The organism is Pengzhenrongella sicca (genome assembly GCF_017569225.1).
Classification (GTDB): Bacteria; Actinomycetota; Actinomycetes; order Actinomycetales; family Cellulomonadaceae; genus Pengzhenrongella; species Pengzhenrongella sicca.
In genome coordinates this window covers 3,121,492-3,140,408 of sequence record NZ_CP071868.1, presented here as the reverse complement: position 1 = coordinate 3,140,408, position 18,917 = coordinate 3,121,492, and the positions used below count along the sequence as shown (strand labels likewise).

Genomic DNA, 18,917 nt, shown 5'->3' with positions numbered 1-18,917 from the left:
TGTCACATCCGCAACAACCGGTCGCCATCGACACGCTGTGTTAGAATTGAGACACGACGTCGGACATAGAACAGGGAGGAGGTGACCGACCGTGGCAGGCAGGCGTGGACGTAGCGCGATCACGGGTCGCTTCGTGAGGCAGTCGACCGTCAAGCGGCACCCGAAGACAACGACCAACGAGAGTTTGGGCAAGGGCAGCAAGAAGAAGTAGTCCACCTCAGGTCACCATCCGAGGCGGCGGCATGTCAGTGGTCACCGTCAGACTCGGCGAAGCAGCTCTGCCCCATCGACGATCGGATAGCCCGAATGGCTCATCTCAAGCAGCAGTTCAAAGACGCGCTCAGCTCCATCGAGCCCGGCGATGACAAGACCAACGCACCGGAGGCGCACCTAAAGGTACGCGCGGCACTGGAGGCCGACGCGACCTTGGCCGGGTATGGGATCGACCCCGTGCTCATCGGCTCGTACAAGCGCAACGTCTCGATCAAGCGAGTCAAGGACGTCGACGTGTTCGTGCGCCTGCCCGACGTGCCCAGCGACGTGAGCTCCACGGATATCCTCGATCGGTTCTTCAAAGTCCTGCATGCTGAGTTCGGGTACGACGCCGATGGACATCGGCGAGTGAAGCGGCAAGACCGAAGCCTTCAGGTGTGGTTCCCGGAATTCGACCTGTACGTGGACGCCGTACCCGCCCGGACCTTCGGCGATGGGCAGTCATGGGAGATCCCGCAGCGCGGTGAGGCGGACAAATGGGTTCGCACGAACCCCGAGGCGCTCACGGAACTGTCAACCCAGATGAACTGTGCCCACGACGGCTTTTACAAGCCGACGGTCAAACTCTTGCGTCAGACGCGGCGCGGCCTACTGGGCAAGAAGAAGCCCGGCGGGTTCTTCATCGAAGCTGCGACGTTCCAGGCCTTTAGCTCCGGCGCGGTATCAGGCAACGACCATGCCGAGTACTTCGTGTCGGCGCTACGGAAGGTCAGCGCGATTATCAGTGACTTCGTGCTCTACGGCATCGGAGTCGAGGACCCGACGCTGCCGGGCGAGACGGTCAGAGTCCGGGCCACAGACGAGGAATTCGAGCAGATCCGCACGAAGTTCTCCGACGCTGCGACCACAGCAGAAGAGGCACTCGCTGAGGAGGACATGGGCAAGGCCGCGCTGGCCTTCCGTGGCCTCCTGGGCAAGAACGGCGACGACGAGACCGTCTTCCCGATGCCGCCGGGATACAACGAAACCGGAAGCAAGCGGGCGTCCATCGTCACCCCAGGCGAGCCTATGGTGCCGGCCGGAAAGAGGACGTTCGGGTGACCATGAACCCGCTGGACGAGCTGGTCGCCCACGCCCGCCAAGGGTTCGAAGAGGCTCTCATCCGCGTCGGGTTCGTCGCGCAGCACAATCACTGGAACGGGACGATTGCCCACGGAGAGACGTGCACGAAGATCGCTCTGACCCTGCCCCCGGGGTTCCCCTTCGTGCCGCCACGGGTAAAGCCAGCGGTCGACGATCCGGTGCCATGGTCCTGGCACCGAGAGCTCGACGGTGCACTGTGCCTGGTCGCTGAGGATGACCATCACGACCTGTGGTGGGCCAACACCAGCGTGTTCCTCGCCCACGTCCAGGCGTGGTTCGAGAACTCTGACGCCGGCTGGGTCGATGACCGCCCGGATCTGGACCTCGAACGATACTTCCGTCCCTCGACCGACCCCAGGCTGTATCTCTACGGCGAACTCGGCCAGTACGACAACGCCTTCGTCCGGTTCCGGCCCGAACCGAACAACCTGATGCGGCTGAGCGGCCGGGGCACCCGACCGGCCAAGACGACACGGAAGTTCCGTGACAAGTTCGGGTACGTAGCGGACCTCGGATTCGTCGACCGGCCGCCGCGAGGCTGGGCGGACATCGAGGCTCGCATTGACCCATCGGTCGACCTGGAGCGGCAAATCCGCGACCATCACTTGACCGTCCTGGTATTGACGTACAGCCGCGGGCAGCACGAGGCGGCAATCGTGCTCGATGTCTTCTCGAACGAGGATGGCGGGGTGAGCGTGCGTCGGCTGCGGTCGGCCGCCGACACCCCCCAGGCACGTTCGGCTCGCTCGGGGCCGCAGGCCGCTGAACTCGGTCGGTTTAGCGTCGCCGTGATCGGAGTTGGAGCGATTGGGTCGTTCGTCGCCGACCTGCTCGTCCGCGCCGGCGTCCGCCGCCTGACTCTCGTCGACCACGATCTCGTTACACCCGGGAACCTCGTGCGCCACCTCGTCGGCCCCGAAGGTGTCGGCCTCGCTAAACCGATCGCTGTGAAGAACCACCTGACCCGCTCCAACACCATCGCTGCCGCGCGCATCACCACCCGCGAGGTCCACCTCACCAGTACCGACGAGGCCCTCGCTTTGCTGACCGGGCATGACTTGATCGTCAACGCGACCGCCGATTTCGCCGTCACGGCCCTCCTGCACGCGGCTGCGGCCTCGATTGGCACGCGGATCATCTCAGCCGCACTGCAGAACGGCGGCGCCACCTTTCGCGTCGATGTACTGCCACCACTGGACGGGCAGCCGACCCTCGCGCCGTCGGCGATTCAGCCACGACGTGACACGGGGCCGGATTGCTACGAAGCCGGATGCGGCAGCCCGATCTCACCGACACCACCCCACGCCGTCGCCGAAGCCGCCGCTGCCACCGTTCGGCACGCAGTCGGCCTCCTGCTCAGGCAACCCATCCATCCCGCAGGCGAAATCCGCCACCTCAACGCCGAACCGACCGCGGCCGCATGAAGCGCGACCGGAACACGATCACGGTGCACCACGCCGCCCGGCAGACGATCGAAGCAAACAGTCGACAGCATCTCCCGACCGAGTGCGGCGGCATCCTGCTCGGATACCGCGAAGACCATCACGTGGTCGTCACGCACGCCCTCAACATCTCGACCGCCACCGGAACTGCCACGCGCTATACCCGCGATGACGTGGAAGCCAACCAGCAGCTACGCGCCTTCCTCGAGAGCCGAGAATCGGGCGACCCGATTGGCTATGTCGGGGAATGGCACAGCCACCCCGTGGGATCCGGTCCCAGCAGCATCGACATCAGGGCCATTCGTGCAACAGCCCAGAACCTCGCGGCGCCTCTCGCCCTCCTCGTGTGCACACCGGGCGACGAGACGCACTTCGCCGGACTGATCGCCACGCGAGAGCGTCTTGGCCGGATTCGGACGAGCGGCGCCACCGTTGAACTACGACCTCATCGTGTTGAAGATATTGGGCCCCTCCCGGACGGCGCCGTCCGCGCGGACGGACCCGTGTTCATCTCCTATCGCCAGTCCGACGGCTTCGACCGCGCCGACCATCTCGAGGGGCTGCTGCGAGCCGCTGGTCTCATCGTCTGGCGGGACCAGAGCGATCTACGCGCCGGAAAGACGAAGGACCGCCTTGAACAAGCCCTAACTTCAGGTCTGTCCGGTGGCGTGCTCATCGTCACGCCCGAGATCGCCGACAGCGTCATCGTCCAAGAGCGAGAACTCCCTCGCCTTCTCCAACTCGACGATGACCCCGCGTTCAGCCTGAGTATTGCCAATGAGATCCCGAACCCGACAGATCCGACGCGTCTCGACTACAGCGCCCCCGACCGCCTCCTCGGCCTGGCCCCTGCACGCACTCTCAGCGAGAAGAAGCAGAGCGACGGCCGCAGCCTCACGGGTCAACGGCAGATCGTCCGCGACCTGTTGATGCACAGGATCGAAGAACGCAAGGCAGCGATTCATGCCAACGACGGCATCGTCACTCTCGCCATCCAGACCCGACCTGCGCCGTTTGCCTCAGAGGCCGACCACTCGGACCTGCACATCCGAATCGCTCCAGCCCCCGAGGGCAGGACGCCCTGGCGCCGGGGTCTCGAACATCTGCAGGCCACACTGCCGCTGACCAGCGACGCTATCCGTGCCTCTGGTGCATCGACCGTGCGGGTGTCCGGCGGCGCACACATCTCCGCCGCGCTAGCCCTCGGGGCTGCGCTGCCCGCGACGAAGATCGCCCACCTCGAAGTCCTCGACATCGGAGGTCACGCGTGGACCTCCGACATCACGGAGGACACGGACGATCCCGGCATGCACACCACCAGCACCACGAGCACGTATACGAGCCACGCGGAAACAAGATCGATCGCAGTCTTCGTGACTCTCACAGCTGGAGCGGACTGGACCGCATTCGACCAACTCGTGCGCGCGAGCTCGCCCCTTTTCTCCTCGGTGTCGCGCGTTGAAGCCAAAACCAGCAGCCCCCTCGATCCGCGTGAGTCGGCAAGGCTGAGCCACGAGATCGCGCGAGAGATCAAGCGGCTCTCCGCCGAGTACGGCAGGGCAGACGTCCACCTCGCTTACCACGGGCCGTACACGATGGCCGTGCTCATCGGCAGACTCCTCAACACTGTCCGCACGATCGTCTACGAGTGGGACAACCCCGAGGGTGTCGGTCCCCGGTACGCCCCCGCCTTAGTGCTTGAGCCCGGAACGACCCAAGGTCCCATCACCAGAGTTCTAATCTGACATCGTGCTAATCAGATCATGCCGATTGCGAGGTTCTAGATCTGCCTGCGGTATCCGACCTTGTCTGTGTCGAGCTCTACGAGATCTTCGAACTGATTCGCGCTACGGCGGCTGGAAAGGCGTTGGCGAGCGTCCCAGGCCGCGCTGACTTCACGGGATTCGGGCGTGAGTGGATCGAAGGCCCGTAATGACAGACCGACGGGCGTCGGCCAAACCGCATTTCTGATCGTCAAGTGCTGGTTCGTAGGAGGTGGGTTGGAGACGACCCGCGAGGCCGCAAGATCTAAATGCCTCGTCGTTGGAGGGCGTCGCTGGCTTCTTCGCGGCGGCGGGAGCTGGCTTCGGCGTAGCCGGCGACGGAGCCGAGGCCGTGGTGGCCGAGGTAGTCGGCTGTGACGAGCGGGTCGCCGAGCTCGTCTTGGACGATCGTGCCGGCGGTGTGTCGGAACCGGTGGGGGTGCAGTTTGGTGATCTGGTTCGCGGCCCCGAGGCGAGTGCAGATGGCTTCCGCACCGCGCACGCTCAGTCGTCGGCCGGGTCGGCCGGGGGAGTAGCTGACGAACAGCGCGGTGCCGGTGTCGGTGCGTGCGTCCAGGTAGGCGTCGACCTCGCTGCGGGCGCGGTCGGTGATGACCACGCTGCGTTCGACGTCGCCCTTTCCGCGCACGATGACCCGGCTGGTGTTCCAATCGACGCGGTCCAGGCCGAGTGCTTCGGAGATTCTGGCGCCGGTGGAGATCAGGAACGCGACCAAGGCCCGGTCGCGGCGCCCGGCCTCGTCGAGGGCGACGCCCCCGGCAGGGGCGGTCATGCGCGCCAGCTCGTCGTGGGCCACCATGAGCGTGCCCGCCAACGACCCGAGAGTTGCCCAGCTCACCCCAATCACCAACACGCTGAGCAGGCCCGCGACGAGGACGTACCCGACTTTCGCCTCGGCAGCAACGATGCGCGTGCGCATGGGTCCTCCTGGCAGGCTCTGAAGCACGTATTGGTCCGTTTGATCGCAGTATGCCCCTGACGCCAAACCGCAGTGGGAAATTCACGCCGAGCGGCGTTGGCAACGGCACCCAAGCAGCGGAGAGCGACAGGTAAGCACCGCTCAGGCCCGTCGAAAGTCAGGAGGCAAGGGATGTGGTGTCTTTAGGGTTCCTGGCGGTCGTGGATTGCAGCTCGCCGAGAATGGACAAGCTGGCTAGTCGTGCTGAACGGCAATCCCCGTGGTGAGGGTCCCGTCCTCCAACTCGTCCCAGCCACCGTCGGGTCCGTTCTCGTTCAGAGCACTGAGGACCGTCAAGACGTCCTCAAGTAGCGCCTCGTGATTGCAGCGCGCTCGATCGTCGACGTAGAGCACCGGCTTGCCAATGCCGCCCACCTCGAGAACGGCACAGAGTTCTACGTGGAGTGGGAGCTCGCGCTGATATGCGGTCAGAGGGCGGACGTCGGGGAGGCGGGTTCTGAGGTAGGCGAGATTTTGGTCGCCGAGATCTACCAGCGAGTCGAGCGCCCACTCGGAGACGGTCCGAAGCCCGTCCTCTGTTTCTCCGTGGGACCAGCCGAACGGTTCGGCTGAACCGCGGGCGCTCCATTTCCATTGGGCGCCAAGCGATGCCATTTGTTCAAGAGCGGACTCTCTTGCGCCAGGCTCCTCAGCTATGTGGGACCAGGCAAGCAAGGCTTCTCCCGGCCCTCCTCGCGGTAAGCGCACCGCGACCGTCCACCCGGGGATGGGCGGCTCGTCTACACCCGGTGCGTCAGAGAGGAGCACAGCGAGGCCCAACAAGCTCCCCACGGGGGGAGAAGGTAGGCGAGTACATCTGGGATCGAGGTTGTCCGCAGCGGGCCTAAGTTCGGCTTCCCGGAACCGCAGAATGAGAGCCAGACGGACTCTCTTGCCGATTTCTGGCGCGCCGCTCCACCGGTCAAGCGCGTGGCGGTCGCCAGGTCTCAGCGTCGCCCGCACTTCTGGCGTCGGACCGTGCTGGAAGTTCCCGTCCTTGTGGAGACTGATCTTCATCTGTCCGCCGAGGTCGCGCGGAGCCAAGTATGTGTCATCGGTCGGGCGACGATTTCCCGTCCATAGCCGCCATTGAGCCGATCGCCGCCCGTCTTCGGCCACCACCGCGAATCTAGATACCGGTTTCTTCACCACCCGCGGATCATCTCGCTCCGATGCCGCCTTTTCAAACACGACCGGTAGTGCCGCCGTTCGGTCGAGGACACATAGTGCCACTCAGGTCGCCGGCCACCCGGCACTTCGCAACAGCCAAGGGTTCAACCGTGCTGGCACCCAGAAGGCCGAAGATCCGGCCGATCGGCAGCCCTCCTCTCCCTCCCGACCGACGGGACACCCAACTTTCGCTCGCAATTCGGATGAATGGGTCACTCGCTTCTCGGAGAGCGGCAGTGTTTTGCGCCGTGTAACGGTTCGGGCTCTCCTGGACATGAACGGGTTGAGACTCCTACCCGTGGAAGGGGCCCAGTGATCTCACCGGAAGAGCGGTTTGCCGTTCTGTTCAATCGCACCCATCAACCTCTACTTGCCTATGCGGTGCGGCGGGTTGCTGATCCGTCTGACGCGGCCGACATCGTTGCCGAGACGTTCCTGGTCGCGTGGCGGCGGTTGGACGAGGTACCGCCTGATGAGCAGGCGCGTGCGTGGTTGTTCGGCGTCGCACGCAGAGTCCTGGCGAACTACTACCGCGGCGAGCGCCGCCGATTCGCGTTGGGTGAGCGGCTGCGGACCTCGCTGCGCGAAATGGTTGTGCCACAGCCCCAGGTTCGGGCCACCGATGTCGAGCACGCGATGGAGCGCTTGAGTCCCGATGACCAGGAGCTTCTGCGGCTGGTGGCGTGGGAAGAGTTGGCACGCGATGAGATCGCGACGGTGCTGCAGATACCGCGAGCGACCGTTCGGGTGCGTCTGCATCGGGCGCGGCGCCGCTTGCTCGCCGAGATGCAAACGGTGGAGAGCGACACACCCGGGGTTGGTCCGCTGAAACTGCCCGCAGTATCCGGACATGTCATCAGGGGAAGGGCACCTGCCCATCCTGCAACGGAGGAGGCCCGATGAGGAAGGACGACGCGCTCGCGCAGTTGCGAGCGGTGAACCCGGTGACCGAGGCAGGCCTTTCACGCGTCGACGCGGGGGCGCTGGTCGCCCTTCGAGAGGGGATCACCATGACCGATCGACAGCTGCCGCTGGCGCAGAGATCCAAGAGACGGATCGGGCGACGAGGCGTGACCGGTGCGATCGTCACGGTCGCGCTGCTCGGTGGCGGGGCTGCATACGCCGTGCACCAGCTGGGATACGTCGGCGGAGGCGGCGCGGCGGACGGGATTACTTGTCTCACGCATTGGGCGGGAATCAACGACGGGTTTGCGGACAGCACCGGCGGCCCTCCTTTGACCGCCGATTCAGTGGCCGATTGCCAGCAGTACCAGGCGCTGAGCGGCCGGCCCCCGATCGAGGACCCTGTTGCCTTCCGCGTCGGCGCCGTCGACCCGAGGATCTTCGTGGCCCCTCAAGATCAGGTGCCAGCGGGCGCCACTCTGCTTCTCGCGGTCACGCCGCGCGACGAGGCATTGTTCGAACTCGACGCTAGCGCTGTGGACATGATCGACGGACTTGGCTCGCGCTGCTTGGCCGGGGATGAAGCGAACGTGTTCGCCCAGGCCGAGCTGGACCGGCTCGGGCTGACCGACTGGACGGTCACCAGTGGGACACCCGGTACACGTCCACCACCGCCCGCCAATGGCGACCCGGAGGGACCGTGGATCTGCGCGACCGCGTTCGGCGACGCGGATCACCTCACGCTGGTTGTCACCCCGAACAACAGGGATGACATCGAGACGCACAATGGTCACGGAACTGACCCCTTCGTATTCGACCTTCGGGATTCGCTGCGGACCGGAATCACGGACAAGTGCGTGAACCTGGCCGAGGCGAAGGCAGTCGCGACAACCGCGCTCGGAGCCGCCCACCACTGGCCGTTGACCGCGATCGAAGACACCGCAGCATCGTGCACACGGGTCGATATGGCCGTCGGCGGAAGCATCGAGATCACGCTCCGAGGACTGAGCACCACAAACCCGTAGACCGATGGCCGCGCGCTGCGGCTGGGACCCGCCCGATCACGGGCGGGGACCGGCCGCGGCCGCCGTTGACCATGGGAGTGGCACTGCCGGCCAGATCGATGGAGCAGTGCTTTCTGCCACGTAACTGATGGTCTCGTCCGGCGGTCTCGGAGTCCCGCGCCAGGCCTACGGCGGGTTGGGTGCCATGTCGTGGCTCGGTGAGCGCGCGGTCGAATCGCGGGAGCGAAGGCGGCGCCTTGGGGAGGACTGGCCAGCTGTCGCGATACCTCGCGTCGGGCACCAGACACGAGCCAGCTCGCAAGGCCACTGAACTGGCTCGACGGTGGGTCCTGCTGCCGGCGTCGCGCAGGATTGACCCCGTGGAGTGCAGCACGGCGGACGCTGTCAACGACGGCTGAAAGTTGATCATGGATCGACGGGTGAATGTTGACCACCTTGCCTGGTTGTTCAGTCGGTGCTGGCCGCGGGTGGGCGGCCGAGGTCGCGGTTCTTGAGCCGGTAGGAGTCGCCTTTGAGGGCGATGACGTCGGCGTGGTGAACGAGGCGGTCGATCATCGCGGCGGCGACGGTGTCGTCGCCGAAGACTTCTCCCCACCGGCCGAACGGTTTGTTGCTCGTGACGATCAGTGAGGCGCGTTCGTAGCGCGCCGAGACGAGTTGGAAGAATAGGTTCGCCGCTTCGGGTTCGAACGGGATGTAGCCGACCTCGTCGATGACGAGCAGCGGGTAGCGGCCCAGGCGTCGTAGCTCGTCTTGCAGGCGCCCGTCGTGGTGCGCGGTCGCGAGGCGGTCGACCCACTCCGATGCGGTCGCGAACAGGACTCGGTGCCCGGCCTGGCAGGCGCGGACCGCGATCCCGGTCGCGAGGTGGGTCTTGCCCGTGCCGGGCGGGCCGAGGAAGACGACGTTCTCGCGGGCGGCCACGAAGTCCAAGGTGCCCAGGTGGGCGATCTGGTCGCGGGGCAGGCCCCGGGCGTGGTCGTAGTCGAAGTCCTCCAACGACTTGCGGCCCGGGAACCGGGCGGCGCGGATGCGGCCCTCACCGCCGTGGGCTTCGCGGGCGGAGACCTCACGCTGCAGGCAGGCGGCGAGGAACTCCTCGTGGGTCCAGGACTCGGTCCGGGCGCGTTCGGCGAGCCGGTCGACGGCCTCACGCAGGGTCGGGGCTTTCAGCGCCCGGGTCAAGAACGCGAGCTCGGCGGACACGTCCCGGGTGCTGGTCTTGGTCGCGGCGCCCATCAGGCCACGTCCGTCAGACCGAACGCGGCGTCGTAGGTGCCCAGGTCACGCTGCTCGACGTCGTCGGCTGGCTGGCTGGGGGCTGGGCGGTCGGCCGCTGTGGTGGACATTGCCAATGCCGCGGCCCGGTGGGCGGGGTCGGTGATGGTCTGCCAGCGCGCCCAGCAACGCGGGTGGGTCGCGACGACCTTGGCGCCTAGATGGACGGTGACCTGCTCGAGGTCGGCGATGACCTCGACGAACCGGCCCACTGCGGACGGGTCGACGGAGTAGTCGTTGGAGCCCAGGCGCACGTAGTGGTCGCGCGGGAGCCGCACTCGGGTGCGCCAGCCGAGCTGGGGGGCCACCGGCGGCAGGGTGAGCATCGCCGCCCGGTCGGCCTCCCACCGCTGGTTCGGGCGGCAGCCCAGTGCCCGGTGCTGGCGGGCGTTGGCCAGTTTCAGCCAGTCGACCAGCTGGGTGTTGAAGTCGCCGGGGCCGGTGAAGGTGCGCCCGGGCAGGAACGAGGTCTCCAGGTAGCCGTTCGCGCGTTCGACCAACCCCTTGGACTCCGGGTCGCGTGGGCGGCACTGGTGGATCCCGATTCCGAGGATCCCGCGGAACGCTTCGAAGTCGTCGGTGAGCTTGGGTTTGCCGGCCCGCCAGGACCCGACCGCCCCCTCGTTGTCCCAGACCAGCTCGCGCGAGACCGCGCCCATCGAAGTCAACAAGGCCCAGTGCCCGGCGATCAGGTCCGGACCCTGCCTCGAGGGCAGCATGATCGCGAAGATCATCCGCGAGTACCCGAGACCATCACCAGCACCGGCGGTGAACCCACCTGCCCGGCACCGAGCGGGACCTCGACTGGGGGGAACCACAGATCGCACTGCACTCGGGCGCCCGGGTCGTATTGGGTGCGGGTGGCTGGGTCCGGCGGCAGGTAGTACGGGCGCAGCACCCGCACCCGGTCCTTCAGGACCGTCAACGAGTGCTCCCACCCGATTCGCTCCGCGATCACCGTGGCCGGCATCGTCGGGCACGAGACCAGCAACTCACGAACCTGCGCCTCGACCGCATCGACCACCGAGCCGCGAGCTGGCCGCTCGTACTTCGGCGGCCGATCACAGGCCAGCGCCTTCTTGACCGTGTTCCGCGCGATCCCGAGCCGGCGCGCAATCGCCGAGATCGCCATGCCCTCGACGCGACGCAGCCGACGGGCCTCTGCCCAGTCCTCCATACCGATCACCCTCCACAGGATCGCGGCAGGTGGTCAGATTTCAGCCGTCGATCCCTGATCAGTCTTCAGGCGTCGCCGACAGACGCCACCTCTCGAGCGTCGACACGCGCCGACGGGCGCTGGGTACCCCCTCCCTTTCGTACTTTGGCGGGTGAGAGTTATCCCTCTCGGTCTCGCTATTTCTGAGCGGGGGAGTGCACCCTGCCCATGTTGGTGAGCATGCCGCCGGGGGTTTTCTCGGCGCCGATCCAGCGCTCGCCCGAGTCATGTCCCCGCGGAACCGGAGTAGTTCGCTGGACGTCCGCGACGATGGCCGAGCTCAGTGGCGTCGCGCTCAGCACCGCTCAAGGCTGGGTCGCCAAAGCCCGCACGCGTGGACTTCTGCCACCAGGGCGCCGAGGACGCGCTGGATGACGACCAGAGCCGGCATCTGCCGGCAGGCAAGGTGTGGCGGTCCCGACCCCGGGATGACCGATCTCGGCTCAGAGTCCGAGTGCTTCCGTTACTCGGTCGGTGAGCTCCTCCTCGGTCATCGTGGTGTCGACCTCGATCAGTTGCAGATCGAGGCTCGTCGCTTCGTCGCGGAGGCGTTCGGTGAACATCCGGTCGCGCTCAAGGAGGTTCTGCAGGGCCCTGGCCGGATCATTAGTCTTGCCCGCGATCTGCCACGATGTGCCCCGGCTCGAGAATGCGGCACGACGGAAGGCCGGCGTCGGGAGTAGCCAGACGGCGTGGTCAGGTGAGTCGAGAAGAGGCCGGACGAGGTGTGGCAGCAGGCGGAATCCCTCGGCGATCACGCCTGGTGCTGGCGGTAGATGCACGAGCTCGTCGATGACTTCGGCGAAGCACTCGCCGCGAAACCAGTGGAACGTCTCGAGCATCGTCTGGGGTGACCGGTTGACCCATCGCTCGTCCATGTCCATGGCGACGAACTCGCTCAAGGCCGGGGCGAGGTTTGGGTCGCTCCGGTTGGCGTGATCGGACATCACGTCATCGGTGACGTACAGACGCAGCCCGTACCGAGCAGCGATGCGCCGAGCAACGGTCGACTTGCCACCGCCGCTCCCGCCACCGATCCAGTAGACGTGGCGCAGCCGTGCGCGCAGCGTTGCTGCGTCATCAGAGGCGACGTGCCGTTCACCCGGCATTCGGTCCCGACCCTCCGCAGCGCTCACGACGATCGACGCGAACGAGGCGATCGTCGCGGTGCTGTGTGATCTTCACTTCGGGCTGTAGTGGGCGGCTGGGGCGCCGGTCGCTGCGGCCCAGTATCGATCGCCGTAGGACCAGTGCCACCACTCGGGCGGGTAGTTGACCAGGCCGGCCCTGGTGAGCGCTTCGCCGAGCACGTCGCGTCGGCGTCGCGCCGCCGCCGGGATGTTCCTCGAAGCGGTGAAGCAGGCGTTTGCGCTGGCCGCCGGTGTGGCGTTGACCCGGGTCCCCATGTCGAGTTCGACACCGTCTTGCCACAAGGTCAGGTCCACAGCGGCTCCGCACGGGTGCGGCGCGACCGACGGCGGGGAGACGTGTTTGCTCGCTTCGTCGTCGAGGCGCGACGCGGGCCAGCTCGGGTTGAGTTCGCCGAGTTCTGCTCGGTAGCTCTCGAAGTAGTGCCGTTGCAGTGCCACCGGCCGGTGGCCTTCGATGATGAGGAGCCTCATGCCGTCGGGAAGTGCTGCTTGCGCCCGGAGCAGGCGTTCGAGGACTCCGGCCCGCAGGCGAGACCAGGCACCGTCGGCGTCTTGCTTACGCATGTCGACCAGCAGACCGCCGTGCACCTGGAGGTCGAGCAAGCCCTCGCCCGACTCGAGAACTGGCACCGCGGAAACGGAGGGATCAGATAGCAAGAGCACATCGACACCCTACGACCGTGCCGAAACCGCTGCCCTCGCCCGGTGGATTGGACGAGCGACTGGACGGCTCTCGCAGCAATGAACTGACCCTGCTACGAAAGTTCCGGTGGTGCTACATGGCGGCGGTCTTTGACGGCTACCCGGTGCGGGGCACGTCCGCACCTTCCGCTTGTGTGGTTGGGGCCAACTCGTCCCACCATCTGAGGAGAGTACTGCGCACGATGTACTCGAACGTCGAGAGCAGCATTGGTGTTTCTCGTCGCTCCCAGATTGCGCCCGGCCCGCCCGATGTCAGCCCCCAAGGTGCCTCCTGCAGCGCTCCTGCCGCGTCGACGTGCGGGGTTTCGCGCATCGGCATCGGGAACGGCTTACCGGCATGGAGAGCCTTCGACCGGTGCGCGTAAATGATGCGCGCATGGCTGCGCATGGCCGTCCAGTCGAACTCGTCCCACTCCGGTCGTGGGCTCGGGGGTTCTGGGGCGAGCTCCGTTAGGAAACCGACAAAGCGGCGAGTGGCGCGCATCTGTTGCACGAGTTCGTTCGCTGCTTTCGCTCGGACGTCGTCGTCCGCGCCTTCTAGGGCCTTCCACATCTCGGGCCAGTGTTCACGGAGGAGATCTACCGCAGGCGCGGATTCGGTCTGGCGATGCGTTGCGGCGATCTCGATTGCGGAGACCAGGTGTAACCATCCCTGGTCGGGGTTTTCGTTTGCCCACCAGATCGCAGCGGAATACTCACGGGCCGCCCGGACGAGTTCGACGGCCGCCGCACTCTCAAGCTGCGAGAAGTCCTTCAGGCGGCGCAGATCGTCCAGGCTCGCAGTTCGGTGCATCACGCGAGGGAGAACTTCATGGTCTGCACGACCAGGGCGAGCGAGAGGCTGCACCTCGAGGTAGATCGGCGCAGGCAGGTCGCGGGTGCGGATCCCGGACAACTGCCGGGTGCCCGCTACGCGTAGTCGAACGCCGAGTTCCAGGGAGACGAGGGCCGCGATCTCGTCGCTCATGGTGCCGCCGTGGTAGGCGCTCGAATCAGCTGGCGCGAGTTTGCCTTCGACGATCAGCTCCGGCATGAGATGCGCATGTATGCCGGTATGCATGAGGACCGCCGGGCCCATGGATTCGGATTCGCGGATCACGACGTGCAGCACCGTCGGTCCCAAGCGCAAAGGCCCTCCAGTGAACCGCCGGTCGGAGTGCGCTTCGTCCTGAAAGTTCTCGCTCTCGCTGGCCTGGACGTTGTACGCACTCCAGTTCCTCCACGCGTCGGTTCCCACAAGAAGAGGATGCCCCGTCCAAGTGCGAGATGATGCCAGTTCATGTGGAGATCCGCGTATCGATGAAGTTGTTGTGGAGTCCTTCTATCTTGGCCCTGCTCAGCGTCCCGCGCCCCTCGGCACGTGGGAGGAAGTCCGGTCTGCACCGCGGGCGGAGGTCCTTGACGAGACTGAGTGGGTAGAGTTCAAGCAGGAGGTACCCGCCTTCGAGTAAGCCAGCAGACCTTGAGTTGGCGCGAGTTCTCGCCTCTCTGTCCGTCGACGGGGCCCTCCTCGTGATCGGGGTGGCCGACGCCGACAGCAAGGTGGGGGAGGTTGTCGGTGCTCGGCTCGAGGGTCTAGAGACTCGCATCGAGCAGGTCACAGGTGGCTCGATCAGCCCTCCTTTGAGCGTCAACCTCCCGTGTTGAACGCCGAGATGATGATGAAGTCGGCTCTTCGCCGCGACCAGCGCCGTCACCGTCGGCAAGATCGATCTGCCGAGCGGGCGCAAGGTCGCCCTACGAGACTTGCTCAAACCGCTCGCCGACCCGAGTAGTTTTCTGAACCCCCCGCGTCGGCCGTGCATGACGGGCGGACAGTGGGCGCGGAACTGTCATTCGGGAAATGTTCCGACTGCTACCTTTCAAAAAGGCTCAAATCGTGTTTCGCTGCGTCCTTCACCTTTTCGGGGAGGTCGCCAATGATGGTGCGCCGCGCAGTGCGCCAACTGTCCTGGTCGTGAACCACCGCGCCTGCGCTTCGAGAAAGCGCTGTCATTGCTGCATCGAGTTCAAGAGCGGCCCGCACGAATGTTGGCGAGTCGTTTATCTCGATATTGATTAGCGCGCGGTTGACCCGATCTAGGGTCGGCCAAACCTCGCGCTTTTCCAGAACTGGTTTCCCGTCGATGGTCGCGAGAGCGAAGTCTCGAAGTGCAGCTACGCCGTGGTACGCCGCGGCGAGGTACTCCGAGGCGCGCGCCGCGAGCGAGGATCGGGACTCCTCTCGAATCCTGCGAGCGTTCAGATCTCTGCTCTCGGCCGCCTCTTTACGCCCGTTCATCCAAGTTGTCGCGGCCGTGATGGCACCGCCGACGGTCGCGCCGACTACTGCTCCTACAAGTGCGAAGGTTGCGTCGTCCACTCGGTGAGGATCTCAGGCTTCCTCAACTCGGGGGAAGTCCCTACTGGTTTCAAGTTCATACGTCTACATCGGGCTGATCGCGATCGAGTCCGCGGAGCCCTTGACAAGCCAGCCACGAGGCGGGTGCGACCTTCGTCGACACGAGCCCGCTCGTTCAGCCGAGGGCGGATCGCGCTCGACGCCGTGTCCGGAGGCCTGCGCTGTCGGCGCGGGGTGGGCAAGTATTGGGCACTTTGCTGTCGCGAAACGCCTCGATCGGGCTCGATCTTGCTCTAGGAGCTCCGATATGCTTGCTGTGCGGAGTTCACCTAGCCCAGGCATTCGCCCAGGTCAGGCGGCTAGAATTCGAGAATTGCCGAGATTTCTCGAGAGGCGGAGACCATCCCCCTGGATTCAGGGGGTCAGGGGTTCGAATCCCCTCAGCTCCACCGAAGTAGCAGGTCACAGGGCCCAGGCCGTGTCTGAGTCTCCAGGTTTGGGGGCTAGGGCATGGCCTGTGGGCATTTATGGGGCACTTCGTCGTCGTCACTCGACGTCACGCGGCCCGATCACGACGCGGTTCGACCCGTCGTGGCGGGCGCCGCACGCCTAGGTGTCATGGACACTCAGGACAGTATTGAACGCACCCTCGAGGTGCTGTCGTTGCCGGAGCTCGCCGAGCGGCTCCACGTCAGCGCGCAGACGCTGTACGACCTGCGGACCAAGGGCCGCGGCGCCGTTCGGTGCGTTCGGGTTCCAGACCGACGGCGGCACCCACCCGTTGAGCGACGACCACTGTCGCCGTAGCGGGCCATTCGGTCTACCACAGCCCACAGTCAGAATTTCTGTGGAACCGTCGTGCCCGGGCCTACCGCCTCGTCGTGGGGGCCAGCGCGTTCTCCTACCTGCTGATCTTCCTGCCGTTCGTCAGCTCCGCGTTCGTGCCCACTGAGACGATGCCCGGGCCGGTGCGCTGGTTCGCCGAGAACCAACCGGTCACCTCGATCGTCGACACGACCCGTGGCCTGCTCGCCGGGCAGCCGGTGGGCGGGGACGTGGGGGTCGCGCTGGCTTGGTGCGTCGGCACCCTCGTTGTGGCGTGCGTGTTCGCGACCGTGACCTACCGCCGGAAGATCGCTTTGCACCGGCGATCGCATTCACAAGATGGCGACCGCGGCGCGGGTCTATCGCTGCCGGCAGCGGGGCAATCCTTGCGGGCTTGTCCGCCACCGCGTTGGGCTACTTGGGGTGTGTGTGCGGCATTCGGCGGATCGCTCGTGGTGGTTGGCGGGCTTACGAATAGGTATATTGGTCGACAGTCGTGGCGGGTGGTCACTCAAAAAGCGGCGGTGGGTGCTGTATTCGTAGGATTCGGAGGAGCCATTGGGTACGCTCTAAGGGGGGCCTCGACCGCTATTAGGGGTGTGACATCGTCGCACGCAGGGATGCCTGGACCAATTTGTTCCTCCTCCGGAAAGTGCTGAGATCGATGAAAGAGCCGCAGAAAGTCTTTCGGACGTCAGACGGAACGCAAGTAATGGCCGGCTTTACCGTCGTGCTTTGTTTCGTGTTCGTGTGCGCGGCTCTCTTGGACCCCGCGAGCAACGAAGACCCTGCTGGCACTAGCGGATTCTTCGTGGTGATGACGGTTGTTGTTTACCTGTTTTGCGCCTTCGCCTTCAATTCGTGCATCGGGGTATATCAGGATGGATTGCTGATTAAGAACATCTTTGTTGAATCCGAGATTCCGTGGTCGTCGATCGCTCGCTTCTCTGGCGACGACCGCGTGGTAGTAGAATTGCATGATGGAACAAGGATCCGCACTTGGGCGGTTCAGGCGGCAAATGGGGCGCGAATGACTGGTCGCGTCTCCCGCGTTGACCGCGTAGTAGACGAAATGCACGGCTGGCTGGAGACTAGATCGTCCGGTGGCACTAGTTCGAAATATGTCAGGCGGTACGCCGTGCTTGGCTGGTGGCAATATGGTCTCGTTGTCCTTGTTGCATTGTTTGGTCTTCTTTGGTGGAGCTGGCTCTAGCCCAGATGTTCGTGAGGTGCCGACGGTCGAGCGTGTCGGCGCTTTCGCTGTCGTCGCGCGTGGTCTACCAGTGGGAGTTCGCACCCGAGCAGCACGACAACAAGGCGACCAAAGCGATGGTCACCAAAGCCGAGAAGGTCGCTGACGGGAGCCGACCGATGCGCCGAGAGGCCGGTTCGTGAAGATCACCGGCGTAGCCGCGGAACTGGGTGAGCAGCTCGCGCACCCGCAGCGTGTCCGGTATCCCCGAGGCCTGCAGCATCACACCCAAGCGCCGCCGGGCCTGAATGTCGCGAGGGTCAGGCCCGAACAGGCGCGCGGTCGCCGACGTCGGCGCTGTCAGACCCGCGAGCATCCTGATCGCCGTGGACTTGCCGCCCCGTGGGCTCGAGGAGAGCCAGGAGCTCGCCTGAATGCACCTCCAGATCCAGGCCACGGACGGCCTGGACCGTTGCCGAGCAAGTTCCGAACTGCTTGGAGGCGCCGAGCAACTCCTCCAGGACGAGGGTCTCGTTGCTGGCGGGCAGGTAGTGGGTGTCTGCTGTGTTGTCGTCATGCACTCAGGCTCACGCCCGGGCTCCTCCGGAAGTAGTGCCCGGAATCACGATCTCGGCATGACATGTCATGTGCTGGTGGAGGTGAACGGCCACCCCCGGACGGCCCGAGTCGATCTGGGTGGCACCGCCTTGACCTTGCCCCCGCGTCAACCCTCCACCCTCGTTCTCAGAGCTGCTCCGCACCGGAAGCGGACGGTCGAAAGGGAGGGGACGGACGATGACCACGTCACCAAGCGCGGGACCCGCGATCCGGGTCCACGGGCTGACCAAGTCGTACGGCACGGTCGACGTGCTGCGCGGCATCGACCTCGACATCGAGGCTGGCAGCATCGTCGCCCTGCTCGGCTCGAACGGAGCCGGCAAGACCACCCTGGTGCGGATCCTCTCGACCCTGCTCAAGCCCGACGCGGGAATCGCCACCGTCCATGGGTGTGACGTCGTGACGCGCGCCGCGGACGTCCGCCGGTCCATCAGCCTCGCCGGCCAGTTCGCCGCGGTGGACGAGGTGCTGACCGGTCGGGAGAACCTCGTCCTCATCGCGAGGCTGCGCCACCTGCCCGACCCGGGCGCCGTCGCCGACGACCTGCTGCGCGGGTTCTCTCTCACCGAGGCGGGTGGCCGCAGGGTCGGGGAGTACTCGGGAGGCATGCGCCGTCGCCTCGACCTCGCGATGAGCCTGATCGGCGACCCGCCCGTGATCTTCCTCGACGAGCCCACCACGGGCCTCGACCCCGAGGCGCGCCTCGAGGTGTGGGCCAGGGTCAAGGACATGGCCTCGGCCGGCACCACGGTGCTGCTCACCACCCAGCACCTCGAGGAGGCCGAGCAGCTCGCGGACCGGATCGCGATCCTGCACCAGGGCCACATCATCGTCGACGGCACCCTTGCCGAGCTGACGAGGCTGCTGCCACCGACCGAGGTCGAGTACGTCGAGAAGCGGCCGTCCCTCGAGGAGATCTTCTTCGCCGTCACCACCAGCCAGAGCTAGGGGATCGC

General features: G+C 65.7%; 16 protein-coding genes and 2 pseudogenes. 9 read left to right on the top strand and 9 right to left on the bottom strand.

Translation table 11 applies throughout. From position 1 onward, the window contains the following. The first annotated feature begins 306 nt into the window (after positions 1-306). From J4E96_RS14445 to J4E96_RS14435, 3 genes are read left to right on the top strand one after another with little or no spacing between them, the layout of a single operon-like run. Positions 307-1,314 carry a nucleotidyltransferase domain-containing protein gene (locus J4E96_RS14445; protein WP_227422782.1) on the top strand — a complete coding sequence of 336 codons (1,008 nt, stop codon included), beginning with the start codon at positions 307-309 and terminating at the stop codon, positions 1,312-1,314. A 2-nt stretch (positions 1,315-1,316) separates the two neighbouring features. Further along, positions 1,317-2,780, top strand: coding sequence for a ThiF family adenylyltransferase (locus J4E96_RS14440; RefSeq protein ID WP_227425774.1), 1,464 nt, complete (start codon positions 1,317-1,319; stop codon positions 2,778-2,780). Further along, a complete protein-coding gene (locus tag J4E96_RS14435) occupies positions 2,777-4,543 on the top strand; it encodes an SAVED domain-containing protein (RefSeq protein ID WP_227422781.1) in 1,767 nt (588 codons plus the stop codon). Before J4E96_RS14440 ends, J4E96_RS14435 begins: the two co-directional genes overlap by 4 nt. A gap of 283 nt (positions 4,544-4,826) precedes the next feature. Here J4E96_RS14435 and J4E96_RS14430 read toward each other — a convergent pair whose 3' ends face one another. Beyond that, positions 4,827-5,501 carry a tyrosine-type recombinase/integrase gene (locus J4E96_RS14430; protein ID WP_227422780.1) on the bottom strand — a complete coding sequence of 225 codons (675 nt, stop codon included), beginning with the start codon at positions 5,499-5,501 and terminating at the stop codon, positions 4,827-4,829. 234 nt (positions 5,502-5,735) lie between these two features. Continuing rightward, positions 5,736-6,557: a hypothetical protein gene (locus tag J4E96_RS14425; protein ID WP_227422779.1), complete on the bottom strand. Its 822-nt coding sequence runs from the start codon at positions 6,555-6,557 to the stop codon at positions 5,736-5,738. Between the two features lie 465 nt (positions 6,558-7,022). Between J4E96_RS14425 and J4E96_RS14420 the strand changes: the two genes are divergently transcribed. Both J4E96_RS14420 and J4E96_RS14415 read left to right on the top strand, forming a co-directional pair. Beyond that, the gene (locus J4E96_RS14420; protein ID WP_227422778.1) at positions 7,023-7,613 is read left to right on the top strand and encodes an RNA polymerase sigma factor; all 591 of its coding nucleotides are present in this window, start codon (positions 7,023-7,025) and stop codon (positions 7,611-7,613) included. Further along, complete coding sequence (locus J4E96_RS14415) at positions 7,610-8,638, top strand: hypothetical protein (protein ID WP_227422777.1); 1,029 nt, start codon at positions 7,610-7,612, stop codon at positions 8,636-8,638. Before J4E96_RS14420 ends, J4E96_RS14415 begins: the two co-directional genes overlap by 4 nt. Before the next feature lie 447 nt (positions 8,639-9,085). Here the strand turns inward: J4E96_RS14415 and istB are convergent, their stop codons facing one another. From istB to J4E96_RS14385, 6 genes and pseudogenes are all read right to left on the bottom strand, one after another. Beyond that, positions 9,086-9,877 carry an IS21-like element helper ATPase IstB gene (gene istB / locus J4E96_RS14410; protein WP_227422291.1) on the bottom strand — a complete coding sequence of 264 codons (792 nt, stop codon included), beginning with the start codon at positions 9,875-9,877 and terminating at the stop codon, positions 9,086-9,088. Continuing rightward, positions 9,877-11,102, bottom strand: a pseudogene (gene istA / locus J4E96_RS14405) (IS21 family transposase). The gene istB and the pseudogene istA overlap by 1 nt, the downstream one beginning before the upstream one ends. Positions 11,103-11,575: 473 nt before the next feature. After that, the gene (locus J4E96_RS14400; protein WP_227422776.1) at positions 11,576-12,268 is read right to left on the bottom strand and encodes a nucleoside/nucleotide kinase family protein; all 693 of its coding nucleotides are present in this window, start codon (positions 12,266-12,268) and stop codon (positions 11,576-11,578) included. A gap of 45 nt (positions 12,269-12,313) precedes the next feature. Then, positions 12,314-12,886 carry a M15 family metallopeptidase gene (locus J4E96_RS14395; RefSeq protein ID WP_227422775.1) on the bottom strand — a complete coding sequence of 191 codons (573 nt, stop codon included), beginning with the start codon at positions 12,884-12,886 and terminating at the stop codon, positions 12,314-12,316. 196 nt (positions 12,887-13,082) lie between these two features. Then, positions 13,083-14,222 carry a hypothetical protein gene (locus tag J4E96_RS14390; protein WP_227422774.1) on the bottom strand — a complete coding sequence of 380 codons (1,140 nt, stop codon included), beginning with the start codon at positions 14,220-14,222 and terminating at the stop codon, positions 13,083-13,085. 618 nt (positions 14,223-14,840) lie between these two features. Continuing rightward, on the bottom strand, positions 14,841-15,347 hold the full coding sequence (locus J4E96_RS14385) for a hypothetical protein (protein ID WP_227422773.1): 507 nt from the start codon (positions 15,345-15,347) through the stop codon (positions 14,841-14,843). 851 nt (positions 15,348-16,198) lie between these two features. Between J4E96_RS14385 and J4E96_RS14380 the strand changes: the two are divergent. From J4E96_RS14380 to J4E96_RS14370, 3 genes and pseudogenes are all read left to right on the top strand, one after another. Further along, positions 16,199-16,465 (top strand): annotated as a pseudogene (locus J4E96_RS14380) (ABC transporter permease); the annotation flags it as partial. Between the two features lie 398 nt (positions 16,466-16,863). Continuing rightward, a complete protein-coding gene (locus J4E96_RS14375; RefSeq protein ID WP_227422772.1) occupies positions 16,864-17,364 on the top strand; it encodes a PH domain-containing protein in 501 nt (166 codons plus the stop codon). 32 nt (positions 17,365-17,396) lie between these two features. Continuing rightward, complete coding sequence (locus J4E96_RS14370; RefSeq protein ID WP_227422771.1) at positions 17,397-17,546, top strand: hypothetical protein; 150 nt, start codon at positions 17,397-17,399, stop codon at positions 17,544-17,546. Positions 17,547-17,663: 117 nt separating this feature from the next. On the opposite strand, the gene J4E96_RS14365 is transcribed toward J4E96_RS14370, so the two are convergent. Beyond that, positions 17,664-17,924, bottom strand: coding sequence for a hypothetical protein (locus tag J4E96_RS14365; protein WP_227422770.1), 261 nt, complete (start codon positions 17,922-17,924; stop codon positions 17,664-17,666). Positions 17,925-18,138: 214 nt separating this feature from the next. On the opposite strand from J4E96_RS14365, the gene J4E96_RS14360 reads away from it, so the two are divergent. Continuing rightward, entirely contained in the window at positions 18,139-18,909 is a 771-nt protein-coding gene (locus tag J4E96_RS14360; protein WP_227422769.1) for an ABC transporter ATP-binding protein, read from the top strand. Positions 18,910-18,917 lie beyond the last annotated feature (8 nt).

Coding starts and splice junctions, on each gene's coding strand:
- J4E96_RS14445 (WP_227422782.1), top strand. CDS start 307: ATGGCTCATCTCAAGCAGCAGTTCAAAGACGCGCTCAGCTCCATCGAG.
- J4E96_RS14440 (WP_227425774.1), top strand. CDS start 1,317: ATGAACCCGCTGGACGAGCTGGTCGCCCACGCCCGCCAAGGGTTCGAA.
- J4E96_RS14435 (WP_227422781.1), top strand. CDS start 2,777: ATGAAGCGCGACCGGAACACGATCACGGTGCACCACGCCGCCCGGCAG.
- J4E96_RS14430 (WP_227422780.1), bottom strand. CDS start 5,501: ATGCGCACGCGCATCGTTGCTGCCGAGGCGAAAGTCGGGTACGTCCTC.
- J4E96_RS14425 (WP_227422779.1), bottom strand. CDS start 6,557: ATGAAGATCAGTCTCCACAAGGACGGGAACTTCCAGCACGGTCCGACG.
- J4E96_RS14415 (WP_227422777.1), top strand. CDS start 7,610: ATGAGGAAGGACGACGCGCTCGCGCAGTTGCGAGCGGTGAACCCGGTG.
- istB (WP_227422291.1), bottom strand. CDS start 9,877: ATGGGCGCCGCGACCAAGACCAGCACCCGGGACGTGTCCGCCGAGCTC.
- J4E96_RS14375 (WP_227422772.1), top strand. CDS start 16,864: ATGGCCGGCTTTACCGTCGTGCTTTGTTTCGTGTTCGTGTGCGCGGCT.
- J4E96_RS14360 (WP_227422769.1), top strand. CDS start 18,139: ATGACCACGTCACCAAGCGCGGGACCCGCGATCCGGGTCCACGGGCTG.